Source organism: Paenibacillus taiwanensis DSM 18679 (assembly GCF_000425125.1).
Lineage (GTDB): Bacteria > Bacillota > Bacilli > Paenibacillales > Paenibacillaceae > Paenibacillus_B > Paenibacillus_B taiwanensis.
On record NZ_AULE01000024.1, the window covers coordinates 282,509 to 296,273 of the forward strand.

The 13,765-nt window shown below is 44.5% G+C and carries 18 protein-coding genes; 17 read left to right on the forward strand and 1 reads right to left on the reverse strand.

The window, feature by feature from the left end:
• The first annotated feature begins 327 nt into the window (after positions 1-327).
• The 12 genes from H509_RS0105875 (at position 328) to H509_RS0105930 (ending at position 8,972) form a co-directional block, all read left to right on the forward strand.
• Complete coding sequence (locus tag H509_RS0105875) at positions 328-903, forward strand: RNA polymerase sigma factor (protein WP_028544268.1); 576 nt, start codon at positions 328-330, stop codon at positions 901-903.
• Between the two features lie 7 nt (positions 904-910).
• Positions 911-1,504, forward strand: coding sequence for a zf-HC2 domain-containing protein (locus H509_RS0105880; protein ID WP_028544269.1), 594 nt, complete (start codon positions 911-913; stop codon positions 1,502-1,504).
• A 70-nt stretch (positions 1,505-1,574) separates the two neighbouring features.
• The gene (locus tag H509_RS0105885; protein ID WP_028544270.1) at positions 1,575-2,177 is read left to right on the forward strand and encodes a histidine phosphatase family protein; all 603 of its coding nucleotides are present in this window, start codon (positions 1,575-1,577) and stop codon (positions 2,175-2,177) included.
• Positions 2,178-2,409: 232 nt separating this feature from the next.
• Complete coding sequence (locus tag H509_RS0105890; protein ID WP_028544271.1) at positions 2,410-3,558, forward strand: hypothetical protein; 1,149 nt, start codon at positions 2,410-2,412, stop codon at positions 3,556-3,558.
• 87 nt (positions 3,559-3,645) lie between these two features.
• Entirely contained in the window at positions 3,646-4,152 is a 507-nt protein-coding gene (locus H509_RS0105895) for a gamma carbonic anhydrase family protein (RefSeq protein ID WP_028544272.1), read from the forward strand.
• Positions 4,153-4,177: 25 nt separating this feature from the next.
• A complete protein-coding gene (locus tag H509_RS0105900; protein WP_028544273.1) occupies positions 4,178-4,357 on the forward strand; it encodes an IDEAL domain-containing protein in 180 nt (59 codons plus the stop codon).
• A gap of 82 nt (positions 4,358-4,439) precedes the next feature.
• The gene (locus tag H509_RS0105905) at positions 4,440-4,892 is read left to right on the forward strand and encodes a DUF2487 family protein (RefSeq protein ID WP_028544274.1); all 453 of its coding nucleotides are present in this window, start codon (positions 4,440-4,442) and stop codon (positions 4,890-4,892) included.
• A gap of 178 nt (positions 4,893-5,070) precedes the next feature.
• A complete protein-coding gene (locus H509_RS0105910; protein ID WP_028544275.1) occupies positions 5,071-5,610 on the forward strand; it encodes a Rieske (2Fe-2S) protein in 540 nt (179 codons plus the stop codon).
• A 16-nt stretch (positions 5,611-5,626) separates the two neighbouring features.
• The gene (qcrB, locus tag H509_RS0105915) at positions 5,627-6,298 is read left to right on the forward strand and encodes a menaquinol-cytochrome c reductase cytochrome b subunit (protein ID WP_028544276.1); all 672 of its coding nucleotides are present in this window, start codon (positions 5,627-5,629) and stop codon (positions 6,296-6,298) included.
• A 16-nt stretch (positions 6,299-6,314) separates the two neighbouring features.
• Complete coding sequence (locus tag H509_RS0105920; protein WP_028544277.1) at positions 6,315-7,199, forward strand: c-type cytochrome; 885 nt, start codon at positions 6,315-6,317, stop codon at positions 7,197-7,199.
• A gap of 151 nt (positions 7,200-7,350) precedes the next feature.
• Positions 7,351-8,013, forward strand: coding sequence for a DUF1405 domain-containing protein (locus tag H509_RS0105925; RefSeq protein ID WP_028544278.1), 663 nt, complete (start codon positions 7,351-7,353; stop codon positions 8,011-8,013).
• Positions 8,014-8,135: 122 nt separating this feature from the next.
• On the forward strand, positions 8,136-8,972 hold the full coding sequence (locus tag H509_RS0105930; protein ID WP_028544279.1) for a sporulation protein YpjB: 837 nt from the start codon (positions 8,136-8,138) through the stop codon (positions 8,970-8,972).
• 117 nt (positions 8,973-9,089) lie between these two features.
• On the opposite strand, the gene H509_RS0105935 is transcribed toward H509_RS0105930, so the two are convergent.
• Complete coding sequence (locus H509_RS0105935; RefSeq protein WP_036696348.1) at positions 9,090-9,959, reverse strand: YitT family protein; 870 nt, start codon at positions 9,957-9,959, stop codon at positions 9,090-9,092.
• 153 nt (positions 9,960-10,112) lie between these two features.
• Between H509_RS0105935 and H509_RS0105940 the strand changes: the two genes are divergently transcribed.
• The 5 genes from H509_RS0105940 (at position 10,113) to bshA (ending at position 13,737) form a co-directional block, all read left to right on the forward strand.
• Complete coding sequence (locus H509_RS0105940) at positions 10,113-10,502, forward strand: nucleotide pyrophosphohydrolase (protein ID WP_028544281.1); 390 nt, start codon at positions 10,113-10,115, stop codon at positions 10,500-10,502.
• A gap of 5 nt (positions 10,503-10,507) precedes the next feature.
• Entirely contained in the window at positions 10,508-11,314 is an 807-nt protein-coding gene (dapB, locus tag H509_RS0105945; protein WP_028544282.1) for a 4-hydroxy-tetrahydrodipicolinate reductase, read from the forward strand.
• A 79-nt stretch (positions 11,315-11,393) separates the two neighbouring features.
• Positions 11,394-11,819, forward strand: a complete 426-nt coding sequence (locus H509_RS0105950; RefSeq protein WP_028544283.1) for a methylglyoxal synthase — start codon at positions 11,394-11,396, stop codon at positions 11,817-11,819.
• Positions 11,819-12,514, forward strand: coding sequence for a bacillithiol biosynthesis deacetylase BshB1 (gene bshB1 / locus H509_RS0105955; RefSeq protein WP_028544284.1), 696 nt, complete (start codon positions 11,819-11,821; stop codon positions 12,512-12,514). The genes H509_RS0105950 and bshB1 overlap by 1 nt, the downstream gene beginning before the upstream one ends.
• Positions 12,515-12,576: 62 nt before the next feature.
• Positions 12,577-13,737, forward strand: coding sequence for an N-acetyl-alpha-D-glucosaminyl L-malate synthase BshA (gene bshA, locus H509_RS0105960; RefSeq protein ID WP_028544285.1), 1,161 nt, complete (start codon positions 12,577-12,579; stop codon positions 13,735-13,737).
• The last annotated feature ends 28 nt before the right edge of the window (positions 13,738-13,765 follow it).

A 13,765-nucleotide genomic window follows, 5' to 3' on the forward strand; every position in this document is an offset into this window, starting at 1 on the left:
TGTTTTTAATTTTTTACGCCTTGTGCAACAAAATTGGAACACGATGCGTTAGTAATATAGAAGCAGCATGAATAGTCCTTATTTAGTCCTTATTTAGTCCTTATTTAGAATCTTAAGAAAATTTAAGGTTAATTGGCTTTTGACCTATGTTAAAATACGATTATGCCCAATAGGATGACAAAAGCTAGCATAACTTGACAAAATGGTAGAATAAATTACGAGATTTATAGTTTTGAATCACCGATTCGCAACTTTTTATAACTTCTGGAGTATAAACGTAAGGTAGCGCATCGGGATCGAAATGGAAAGCTAGGAGGATCGCAATCCATGACTGATTCCCAGATTATTCGCGATATTAAAGACGGTGATGTCGAATTATATGCGGATTTGATGAATCGTTATCAGCGTAAAGTGTTAGCCTTTATTTATCACATGCTCAAAAGTTCTCAGCTAGAGCTGATGGCGGAGGATTTGTGCGCGGATACTTTCTATAAGGCATTTAGAAGCTTACATACGTTCCGGGAGGCTGAGGCGTCGTTTTCAACCTGGTTGTACACGATAGCACGTAATACGGTGCTAAGCGAGCTGCGGAAGCAGCGCAGCATTCAGGTATCGCTTGACGAAGACAACAGCATCGTGCCGGAAGCGCCTAAGGAAGTAGTCCCTGAATATGCAGCATTACGAAACGAGAAAGTGAATCTCGTCAGGGAAGCAATTAATAATTTGCCCGAGAAACAAAGATCCGCTATCATCTTACGTGAATACGACCAGCTTGACTATCAAGAGATCGCACATAAGCTGGGGCAGACAGTCAGTTCCGTTAAATCACTGCTGTTCCGGGCAAGAGCGAGCATTAAATTGCAGCTGGAAGGCTATATTGCTGAGCCTGGGTTGAAGGGATGAACGGATAATGAAATGTGCGGAAGCGCTCGATTGGATATCGGAATACACCGATATGCCGGCTGACGATCCGCGACGTCTTGCGATTGATAACCATTTGCAAGAATGTGAGGGGTGTGCGGAGCAATATCGCATATGGGCAGCAAGTGAAGAATGGAATGAGGACCTTATGGATTGGGAGGCGGAAGACGAGGTGTTCGAAAGAATAACCTTTGAGCCCGCCTTGGTGATGGAACGGATTTATAGCGAGGACCAGTGGCTTATGCCGGTTCATCGTCGCGGTCATCGCATGTCACCGCGAACACGCAATGTATTAGCGGGGATCATTTCATTTTGTCTAGCTGTGTTTCTATGTAGTCTGATCGTGTTAGTTATCCGCCTTGAACCAAGCAAGGCAGAACCGGTAACGGGTCTTATCCCGGCCGTTATTGCAGGAAGTACAGACGCAACGACGAATGCTATTATCGTCGATATACCTGCAGATAGTGCGATTGAACCACTTCTTCTTGTTCCAACAGTTCCTCATTATTGGATAGCATTATCTTTGTTTGGAGTGACGTTTGCATTACTGCTTCTGAATTGGTTGACGAGGGTGAAGCAGTAAGTTCATAATATAGTGAGGGGATTCCCCATCGTAATTAACCTAGTAGATATAGGGTGACCAAGGAGAATTCATGACTTCACAAATAATCGGACTTGTCCGTCATGGATTGACGGATTGGAATGCATTAGGCAAGATACAGGGACAAACTGATATACCACTGAATGAGATTGGGCGTTCGCAAGCTCTCCTGTTAGCTGACCGACTTAAACAAGAGGCTTACGTCTTTGAAGCGGTTATATCAAGTGGATTGAGTCGTGCTGAAGAAACAGCTACCATTATTGCTCGCGAGCTAGACCTTCCGTTACTAGCACCTCATGCGGGGTTGTTAGAGCGTTATTATGGTCAGATAGAAGGTACAACTGCTGAGGAAAGAGAAGCACTGTGGGGTTTGAATTGGCGCAAGATGGAACTTGGTCAAGAGACTGACGAAGTGCTTCGTCAACGAGCGCACGATAGTTTGGAGCACATTGCATCCGCCGCCAATGGGAAGAACATCTTAATTGTATCTCATGGCAGTTGGCTGGCGCAGCTGTTTATGGGTTTGTTCGGTGATTCATGTACAGGGCATATTGGCAATTTGTCATTTACAGTTATCGAACGTAATGACACAGAATGGCGCTCTCTATTGATGAATTGCTCTGCCCACGTGCAATCCCACTCCCTACAGCGTTAATAAACATCGTAATAGAGTGAGTAGTCGCATTTGTAATGCGACTTACACATCATAATTAAGCCTGTCGTTTGCATGCTGCTAAGCATGTATCCGCAGGCTTTTTTTGTTGTGTACAAAAAGTTTTTTTAGCTGTTTAGATATCGTTCGTATAAATAAGTGCAATTTTCCAATAATGGTTACTGTACAACGAGATTCGGCAAGAAATAAAAAGAATACGGGATGGAGGTGAAACATGAACTTAGCGGATATGCTCAGTTACGCGGATATACAGCAGCTTGCACGTATCGCCCGTCAATATGACTGTGAATGCAACTCGCATTCCAAGCATGAGCTGATTCAATCCATTCTGAGCGCAGTGGGCAGCAGAGATATATTTGAACACCAGGTGGATGCGATGTCATTGGAGGAACTGCGTTTTTTAAATTCTTTGCTTTTTGATGAACGCGCAGCATTTAGTTTAGAAGAGCTCATTTCACGTGTGCAGCAGACGCGGTTTGATTCACAGCAAGTTGATCACAAGGAAACCGTGAGTCCAAGAGATACTATTGTTAAGTTTAAACACAGTGGCTGGTTATTTAATGGGTGCAGTCAGCAAACCAAGTATTTATTTCAGGTTCCTGATGATCTGAAAAGGAGGTTTCGTGATGTTCTGTACAAGCGATTTCAGCATCAGTTGGTTCATGTGCACGAGCCAGAGGCGTATCGGGATGAGGATGGGCGACTAGGTGAAGATCTGATCGAACTGCTTCGATTTGTGCAAACGGAGACTGTGCCGCTTAACAACGAAAGTGTAATGTACAAAAAAACGCAGCAGCAATTGTTAGAGTGCTTTGCGGTAAAAGAAGCTGTTGTCCAGAAAGGCGAGTGGCGGTTCGGGTACGGCAGAAGGTTTCATGATTACCCCAATCGAATGTCATTGATCTACGACTATGCTTTTTATCAAGGCTGGCTGGAGGAAATGGAAGGTTTTTTGCGGTTAACTGCGACAGGGCAAGAACGGTTGATGAATGGGGCCAGATATGAGCCGATACAGCCTATATATCGCTTTTGGTTAAAACTATACAAAAATGCGATACCCAATTTATTGTCCATTGTGCACTGGGTAAACTTGTGTTGCGTGCGCTGGTCAACATTACAATCGTTAGAGTCCATTTTGCAGCCATATCTCAAGCCGTTTTATTATGATACGCCGCAATCTATCTTTAGAGAGCGCATTGTTCGTATGATGGTATATTTGGGGCTGTTGCGGTATGGAGAGCATTCAGAGCTTGGTCCGCTTATACAGGTTACGAAGCGTGGACAAACTTTAATTCATGGGGTGTATGTAGACCATGACGATAAGATTCCATTAATGGTTGACAAGCAGCAACGGCATTGCTAAGATGAGTCCAACTTTTTTCTTGCTGCGCTTGCAAAAACCTATTCTGCTTATTGGAAGGCGCAAGAACCTGTTGGAGGCGATCGTTTGTTGTACATACCCTATCAAGATAAGAGGCCACGTATCGATGAATCGGTATTTGTGGCGGATGGAGCTAAGCTTATTGGCGACGTTACAATCGGCGCAGGCTCCACTGTATGGTTTAATGCAGTGCTGCGTGGAGATCTGGCACCTATTCATATCGCAGAACGCGTCAATATTCAGGACGGTGTTATCGGACACGTCAACACCAATCAGCCACTCCTTGTAAGCGATGATGTATCTGTTGGGCATGCCGCTATTATACATGGCTGTCGGATAGGCAAGGGTACATTAATTGGCATGGGGGCTATCGTCCTGAACGGTGCGGAACTCGGTGAATATGCTTTAATAGGGGCAGGATCGGTCATTACCGAAAATAAAAAAATACCGGCCTATACTCTTTCTCTCGGTTCACCCGCACGAGTTATCCGCGAGCTGACAGAAGAAGATTTACAGCGTATGAAACGAACAACAGATAGCTATGTGGTGAAAGGAAAGGAATATAGGAGCTCTTAAGCGTTCGGGTTTGGAGGTGCATCCTATGGATAAAATGAAGGTTTCTTACGAAGTGATGTTAGGCTTGACGGCAGAGATGATATGGGACGACGCCATTCGCAAGCATCGTACCCGTCAAATTTACGTAGCAATTGATGAAGCATTGGCTACAGGGGATGAAGCATCCTTTCAAATGCTGACGAACGAGCTGAAAACGTTACAATGAAGAACGCATCATGCGATTCTTCATTTTTTTGTGCAAATCAGTATAATGGAGAGGAAGAAGTAGGAAAAACGGAGGGGACAGCATGAAGTTCAGTGAAATCTCGGAAGCGCAGTGGCAACAATGGAAACCGTATTTGGACACGTGTGTCATTCCTGTTACAGGATTGACAGGAGCTCTGGCACCTTTCCAAGCGACAGCAAGTTTGGAACAGTTAAGAGATTGGCTGGAGCATGTCGAAATTCCCTTTCATGGACGTATCGTCACTTATCCCGCCTACCATTTTGTTGACCCTTCATCGGACTTTCAGACTGTAAATGGAGAGTGGACCAAGTTAGATCGTTTAGCCTTAGAGCTTAAAGCTGCTGGCTTCCGTTATGTAATTGCGATGTCTGCTCAGGTGGAGCTTCCGCATCAGCCGCTGTCGAATTTTGATCTTGTATTAACGCCATTTGCGATTCGAATAACGGAGAGTGAAAATAGTCGCCAACGAATCAGTGAACTTGTCCAAACAATGTGGTCTTCATCACAATACTAGTGTCAAATGTGACAAAATCCCAACATTTAACGAAACACTATTGGTTGATCGTACCAAATTAATTGGTAAATTCTTGACGCTTACATAGGGCTGGGATATTATAGTGATGTCCTAGTTAGAATGTGATAATCGTCATAGTAAGCTGCGAGAATGGTTGGGTAAAGGGGGGGAAGAGACGATGAGCAAACCGCATGAGAACGAGCATAATCCTCACAAACCAGCGGCACGCAAAGAAATGTCGCGTCGACAATTTCTTTCATACACGTTAGGTGGGGCGACTGCTTTTATGGCGGGGGGAGCAGCATTGCCAATGGTTCGGTTTGCGGTAGATCCACTTTTGCAGAAAAAGACAGAGGGAAATTACATCAAGGTTGTAGAAGTAAGCAAGATTACAGATCAGCCGCAAGAATTCAACTTCGAAGTGACGCAAGTTGACGGTTGGTACGAAAGCAAGCCGACATTGACAGCGTGGATTCGCAAGGATGATCAAGGAATTTTGGCGTTATCCCCGATATGTAAGCATTTGGGCTGTACAGTTTCCTGGAACAACAATGCGAAGTATAAAGACCAGTATTTCTGTCCTTGTCACGGCGCGCACTATACATCGGATGGTAAGCAGCTAGCTGTAGCCCGTGCACCATTGGATGAATACAAAGTAAAGATCAAAGACGGTTTTGTTTACTTGGGCGATAAGATGCCGAACACACGTGCGAAATAAGGAGGCGTAGCAACAGATGTTTAAGGGTGTTTACAACTGGATTGACGAACGTCTCGATATTACGCCGATGTGGCGGGACGTTGCCGATCACGAAGTACCGGAACATGTCAACCCCGCGCACCATTTCTCCGCATTTGTGTATTGCTTCGGCGGATTGACGTTCTTTATTACCGTTATCCAGATTTTGTCTGGAATGTTTCTGACTATGTATTATGTACCGGATATTGTGAATGCCTATTACAGCGTTGAATATTTGCAGACTAAAGTAGCATTTGGGCAGATCGTTCGCGGTATGCACCATTGGGGCGCAAGTCTCGTTATTGTAATGATGTTTTTACATACGCTTCGCGTATTCTTTACGGGTTCATACAAGGCTCCGCGTGAGATGAACTGGGTCGTTGGGATGTTAATCTTCTTTGTAATGCTCGGCCTTGGTTTCACAGGATACTTGCTCCCGTGGGATAACAAAGCATATTTTGCTACCAAAGTCGGTATGGAGATTGCGGATACGGTTCCTTACATAGGACCTTACTTAAAAGAATTGATGCAAGGCGGCACGATCGTAGGCGCCCAGACTTTGACGCGATTCTTTGCCATCCACGTCTTCTTCCTGCCGGCAGGCCTGTTAGCCTTGTTAGGCGCTCACTTCTTTATGATTCGCCGTCAAGGTATTTCCGGACCGCTATAAGAGAGGAGGAACCAAGATGGCACACGGACATTCATCCAAAGAAAAAGTCGTGTATGTTGGCGACTCCCGCGTAAAGAAAAGAAGTTACAATCCGGAACAGCCGGACTACACGGCGTATCCTGGCAAGTCGGAAGCATTTATTCCCAACTTCCTGCTTAAGGAATGGATGGTAGGCGTCGTGGCGTTGGTTGCATTTCTTGTACTGACGATTTCCGAGCCGCCACCGTTAGGTTATCCAGCCAATCCAAACAACACAGGATTTGTTCCGATTCCAGACTGGTACTTCCTGTTCCTGTATCAATTACTGAAGTATCCATATGCCTCTGGTTCCTACGTTGTAATTGGAACCGTACTAATTCCAGCAGTTATGTTCGGCGGGCTGGTTATGGCACCTTTCCTCGATTCAGGTAAAGAACGTCGTTTCTACAAACGACCAATCGCTTCCTCCTTAATGTTTGTATCTCTGCTTGCGATTATATACTTAACCAAAGTCGCGTGGAATGGATATGAACATGAGTTAAAAGAGCTTAACATCATCCCAGAGCATATTGAACGTGAAGAGAAAGCTCGCGAGGCAGCAGCGGCTGGTAAGCCTACGGGTCAAGCTAAGCCAGGAGGCAAGGAAGTTGCAATCGTAGACAAAGATGACCCGGCGATGGCCTCCTTTAAGAAAGCGACTTGTGTGGCGTGCCACGGTGCTGACTTGAAAGGCGCAAGCGCTCCAAGCCTACGCGGAATTGGGGATACGCTTTCAAAAGATGAGATTTTAAAGATCATCCACGAGGGCAAAAACGATGGCAAAATGCCAGCGATGTATGATACGGCAATTGGTGCAGGCCTTACAGATCAGGACATTGATCACCTAGCGGAATGGCTTGCGAAACAGAAAGCAGCACAGTAAAATATAGTTAGGAACAACCTGATCGTTAATGACGGTCAGGTTTTGTTTGTTATACAGCTAGTACATAGCTTTTTTGGGGATGTATGTTGTCCAAGCGATGTCGTTGGTCTAGTCGCTTTTGTTTTATTATTTTGGGAGGCTGTGGTATTCGTTGAAGGTATCAATGTTGTGGAGTCGCTATTTTTTGAAGCAAAGATGGGTGCTATGGACGTTATTTCTAACCAATCTGGCAGGAACTATTTATGGTTACTACTGGTATAAGTATCAATTGGTGGACACGTGGGACAATTTTCCGAAATGGCAAATTGTATTTGTTCCCGATAGTCCGACAGCAAGTTTGTTTTTTTCATTAGCCTTGTTGTTCTTACTATTTCCGATAACAAAACCGAAAAAGTGGCTAAGCGCGGCCCGAGTTGTCATCGAGGCCTTAGCTGTTGTAACTTCTATTAAGTACGGGGTCTGGGCATGTGCAATGATATTGGCAGGTGCTTATCAAGGGGACCCGATGATTTGGCAGGATTGGATGTTAATAGGTTCACATTTAGCGATGGCTATTGAAGCCGTTTTATTTGTGCGGCTATTCCGTTTTGCTGGAATAAGTCTTAGTGTTGCAGCAGCATGGACGTGGCTGAATGATTATGTGGATTACAAATATGGTGTGTATCCCTATTTACCACAAGCATTATGGGACGACGTATCAACAGTGTCTACTTTTACGATCGTGTTAACCGGAATGAGTGTATTGACTGCTGGCGTCGCGTGTTACTACCGGTTTAAACAAGAACGTATGACGAACAGCAACTCGTTAAGCTGAATGTGAAATAGGAAAGCTGGTTTCGTTGTTGAGCGTAGCCACACTTGTTTTCTTTATTTATAGAAGAAAATGCCGTTCTAAATACGGACATCACCCCATAGGTTAGTCAAGGAGGGATGTCCATGTACCGGTACACAATTGTGAGTGTCTTATTGGCTGTCATTATACTCATCTTCACCAGCCCACTCCTTCATGCGTTAAATGATACGGTTAAGGAGTCGAAAGAACAGACGATACACCAAGGATGGAGGATGGTTGATGCCTCCACGGAACGTTTATACCGAAAAGTTGCTTCTGGTGATGTGTCGGGAGCTTTGCATACGGTGAAAGAGCTGGAACGGGCGTTTTCGTCAGCAGAATTGTTTCATAACATGACTACTGATCAAATGAACGTCATTACAGAAACGTATAAGGACATGTTGCGTAAGCTTCAGGCAGCCTCCTCTAACGGAAAAGAGCTATCTCACGCGGTTGCCAAGTTTAAACTGGCAGTTGATGCGCTCGCACATCCGGACCAATCGATGTGGCTACAGTATGAACAAGTGCTGCGAGATGATCTGGAACAAATGGTTCAGGCGGTGACTAAGCAGCAGTGGGATCAAGCCAGTCGCCTCTGGTTAGAGCATACGGATCGGATAATGCCCGCAGTGGCGATACAAAGGCCTGTACAGACAATTGAAATGTTAAAGTCTATTAATGTGCTCGTGCTGAAGATTACGGATGCAGAAGCATCAAGAGATCAGGCGCGAAAAGCTTTACAGAATTATGAGCCTATGCTGATGAAGGCGTTGTTTGGTCACATAAAAGATAGCCCTGCATTTGCGAATGTGACGGAGGATCAAATTCCATTACGGGTTGTAATGTGGTTAGCTTGTATAGTAACAGTGACTTTGGCATATGTCGCTTATCAGAAATATCGTTATCAAGAACATCATATTCATGCAGGTCCGTGGAATTAATCAAGCTTGTGCTGAAACGAAACGACCTATCATGAGTATTAATCGATCCTATATAAAAGAGGCCGACAGTACACGTCTATTGACGAGTATGTCGACCTCTTTTTGATTCAGTGCTTCTTATTCTTCTTTAAAGCCTTCTCCAAGCACATCATGAACATCTCCAACTACGATAAATGCTCTTGGGTCTACATTTTTTACGATGGACTTTAGTCTTCTCATCTCATGACGGGCAACGACACAATATACCATTTGCTTGTCCTGTCGAGAATAATAACCGATTGCGGGAATCAAAGTGACGCCGCGCTCTAATTCCGATGTAATTAACTTGCCAATCTCATCAGGATGGTCCGTAATAATCGTAAATGATTTAGCTGCATATGCTCCCTCCTGAATGAAGTCAATCATCTTGGATGCGATAAATACAGCTACAAGTGTGTACAATATTTTCTCTTTAGGTATGTAAAACAAGGCTGCCCCTATAATAAATACGTCCAATATTAAAATAAATTGACCCATGCTAATATGAAACTTGCGATTTGCAATTCTTGCTAATATGTCAACACCGCCAGTTGTACCCCCGAAACGGAAAACGATGCCTAATCCGGTTCCTAGTGTAACGCCGGCATAAAGGGTAGCCAGAATGAAGTCATGTTCGGTTTGGAACGGTACGATCCACTGTCTAGTTACGGCGATTTCGAACAACCATAAAAAGAACGTAAGAGACAGAACACCAAAAATGCTATAAATCATTTGAACCTTGCCAAGGGATCGCCAACCGACTAGAAATAAAGGAATGTTAATAACGAGGGTGGAAAGTGCAGGATTAATTTCTGCGGCATATTTGAGCAGGACGGTGATTCCTGTTACGCCGCCTTCCATAAGTTGATTCGGAATAATAAAGTAGAGCAGACCAAAGGCGTAAATGGCAGTTCCAATCATAATCGGAAGGAATGTATGCCAAACCCTATTCAGAAACGTTGATGTCATATATCGCTGTTCTCCTTGTGTCAAAATGCTTAACCTTTCTTAGTATATCGAAATGATGTGAGGATAAAAAGCATTTGTTTTCCATGTTGCTTTACGATAACATAGAAGCTAAATACCGCCTACAATAATGTACGAGTAGAAGAAGGGGATGGCATGACAGAACAAGACCGCAAAGCCATCTTAGACACGCTGCGCAGCAAGCCTTTAGCCGATATGCAGCATGAGGTGGAACAATATATTTCTCAGTTTAAAGAAGGGTACTTCAGTCCGCTGTCGATGCTTGCCAGACTGCTTGAAGAAGCTGGAGAATTGGCGCGTGAAGTAAACCATCTCTATGGAGAGAAACCTAAGAAAGCTACAGAAGCCGATAATTCCATTGAGAATGAACTGGGTGATCTTCTATTTATAATAATATGCTTTGCAAATTCATTGGGCATAGACTTAACGAAAGCACATGATGAAGTCATGCATAAGTTCAACACACGCGACAAAAATCGTTGGACACGAATTGACGGCAAGCAAAGCTCGGAAGGGGAAGCGTAAACAGCATGGAACGTATTCGAGTAGCAGTAGCTGGAGCAGGCGGACGAATGGGACGCGAAGTAGTGAAGATGGTACTCCAGGATGACACCTTGGAATTGACGGCAGCCATTGCATCATCAACAGGACCAGTAGATGCAGCATCTTTGGTAGGTCTGCCGTCTTGTGGTGTGACGGTAACTAACGATTTTACTGCTGCACTAGTGAACAGCAAGCCAGATGTGCTTGTTGATTTTACGACACCAAACACAGTGATGGAGCATACAACATTAGCTATACAGCACGGTGTGAGGCCAGTAGTTGGCACGACAGGATTTACCCCTGAGCAGATTGAGGAACTGCAAGCTATTTGCAAAGAAAAAGAGCTAGGTGGGTTAATTGCACCTAATTTCTCAATAGGTGCGATACTAATGATGCGTTTTGCCCAGCAAGCAGCAAAATACTTCCCTGATCTGGAAATTATTGAATATCATGGTGATCAGAAGCTTGATGCTCCGTCAGGCACAGCAGTGAAAACAGCAGAGCTGGTTGCACAAGTACGAGCGGAACATAAGCAGGGCAACCCGAATGAAGAAGAGAAGATTGAAGGGGCTCGCGGCGGCTACTACAACGGTTTCCGCATTCATAGTGTGCGGCTGCCAGGAATCTTTGCACAGCAGGAAGTTATATTTGGGGGCAATGGTCAGACGTTAAGGATCCGCCATGATTCCTACGAGCGTGCAGGTTACATGCCAGGTGTCAACGTTGCGATTAAGAAAGTGATGCAATTGGACCAGCTTATTTACGGTTTTGAACATATTTTGGATCAAGAATAGACATGTTGATATCATCGACCTATGATTTTCAGCAGTAGAACGTACATATTAATGGGATAGATGATGGAGGAGTAGACTTATGCTGAATATTGCTTTTATTGCTCATGATCGGAAGAAATCAGAAATTGTAAACTTTGTAATTGCTTATGAAAAAGTGTTCCAAGGTCACAAATTGTACTCCACAGGAACAACAGGACTGCGTATTATGGAGCAGACAAGCCTTGATATTACTAGATTTCAATCGGGGCCGCTGGGTGGAGATCAACAGATCGGTGCGTTAGTTGCAGACAACGAAATGGACTTGATTGTCTTCTTACGTGATCCGTTAATGGCGCAGCCGCATGAACCGGACATCATTGCGCTGTTGCGTTTGTGTGACGTACAAGGCATTCCAGTGGCTACTAATATCGCTACAGCTGAAATTCTCGTTAAAGCGCTGGAACGTGGAGATTTTGCATGGCGTGAATTGCAGCATAAATATAAACCAGGAGTCGATGAATCCTAATGGAACAGGTGGACATTGTTGCCTTTGGCGCACATCCTGATGATGTCGAGATCGGAATGGCGGGTACACTCGCCAAACATCAGCTCGCTGGCTACCGAACAGTGATCTGTGATCTTACCTATGCGGAGATGTCCTCCAATGGTACGGTAGAGCAGCGACAGCAGGAAGCGGGCGTCGCGAGTGAAGTGCTGCAATTGTATGCGAGGGAAACGATCGGCTTGCCTGACCGAGGACTTCAACTGGCGGATGAGCATATTCAGGCAGTTGTTCGTATCATTCGCCGATATCGCCCGCGCATAGTATTCGCTCCCTATTGGGAAGATCGGCATCCTGATCATGTTATGTGCAGTCGCATTGTGCAGGAAGCTGTGTTTAATGCCAAGCTGAGACGTTATTTGCCTGACATCGAGGCTCATCTTGTTGAACAGGTTTATTATTATTTTATTAATGATATTGCACCTGCTGATCTAATTGTTGACGTGTCGGACGTATATGATCGCAAGCGTCGTGCACTGCTCGCTTATGAGTCCCAATTTACGGCTCCGTCAGCCCAGACTGATTTTGTATCTACACCATTAAATCAAGGATATGTAGAACGAGTGGAAGCTCGTGATTCATTGCTTGGACAAGGCAAAGGGATGACACAAGCGGAAGCATTTATTCATAAAGGGCCATACGCGGTGCATTTATTCTAGTTCCGTCAAGTTATGACCACATATAGGAAGATGACAGCGCTTGAATAGAGGAGGGGAACGGGTTGAGCGAAGGTTTGAAAATTGGAATAACGTGTTATCCGTCCCTCGGCGGGTCAGGAGTTGTTGCGACAGAGCTAGGCAAGTTGTTAGCAGAGCGCGGTCATCAAATCCATTTTATAACACATAATATTCCATTTCGCTTAGGTTCGAAATTTCAAAAGAATATACAGTATCACGAAGTAGATGTAAATGATTATTACGTATTCCGATATCCGCCTTATGATTTGTCATTAGCCAGCAAGATGGCGCAAGTAGCCAACCTTCAGCAGCTTGATTTGCTGCATGTTCATTATGCTGTGCCACATGCGGTATGTGCTTATCTTGCCAAACAGATGGCTCATCCGGATCTTAAGGTCGTGACGACGTTACATGGTACGGACATCACCGTGCTGGCACAAGATGAGTCGTTGAAGGATATGATAAGGTTTGCTATTAATCAGAGTGATGCGGTTACTGCGGTATCACAGGACTTGATTAATCAAACGAGAGAAATGCTGGATATTAATCGAGATATCGACTTGACCTACAACTTTATTGACAAAAGGGTATATTATCCACGGGATATTGCGCATTTGCGCTCCGAATTTGCTTATCCTCATGAGAAAATATTGATGCATATTTCTAACTTCCGTCCTGTGAAGCGGGTAAGTGATGTAGTGGAAGTGTTTGCCAAAGTACATGAGCAAATTCCTTCCCGACTCGTCTTCGTAGGAGAAGGTCCTGACATGCCAAAAGTTCAATGTATGATTCGAAACATGGGTTTGGAGGACAGGGTTCATTTTCTGGGTAAGCAAGACGAAATTGCACAAGTCATCTCATTGGCTGACGTCTTGCTGCTGCCATCAGAGAAAGAAAGCTTCGGTTTAGTGGCCCTTGAGGCTATGGCTTGCGGAGTTCCAACAATTGGCTCAGAAGCCGGTGGTATACCAGAGTTGGTCACCCACGGTGAAACGGGCTACTTGGCTCCTGTTGGCGATACAGACAAGATGGCGGAACATGCTGTACAACTGCTTAGCAATGACCAACTTGCGGCACAGATGAGAGAAGCTTGTTTACATCGTGCGCGTCATGTATTCTGTAACGATCTTATTACGTGGGAATATGAAAAAATATATTATCGAGTACTCAATCGTGAAGTGATGAATGCGAAGCCTTCTTGCTAATCTATCGCTTTATAGGGATTGATGGATT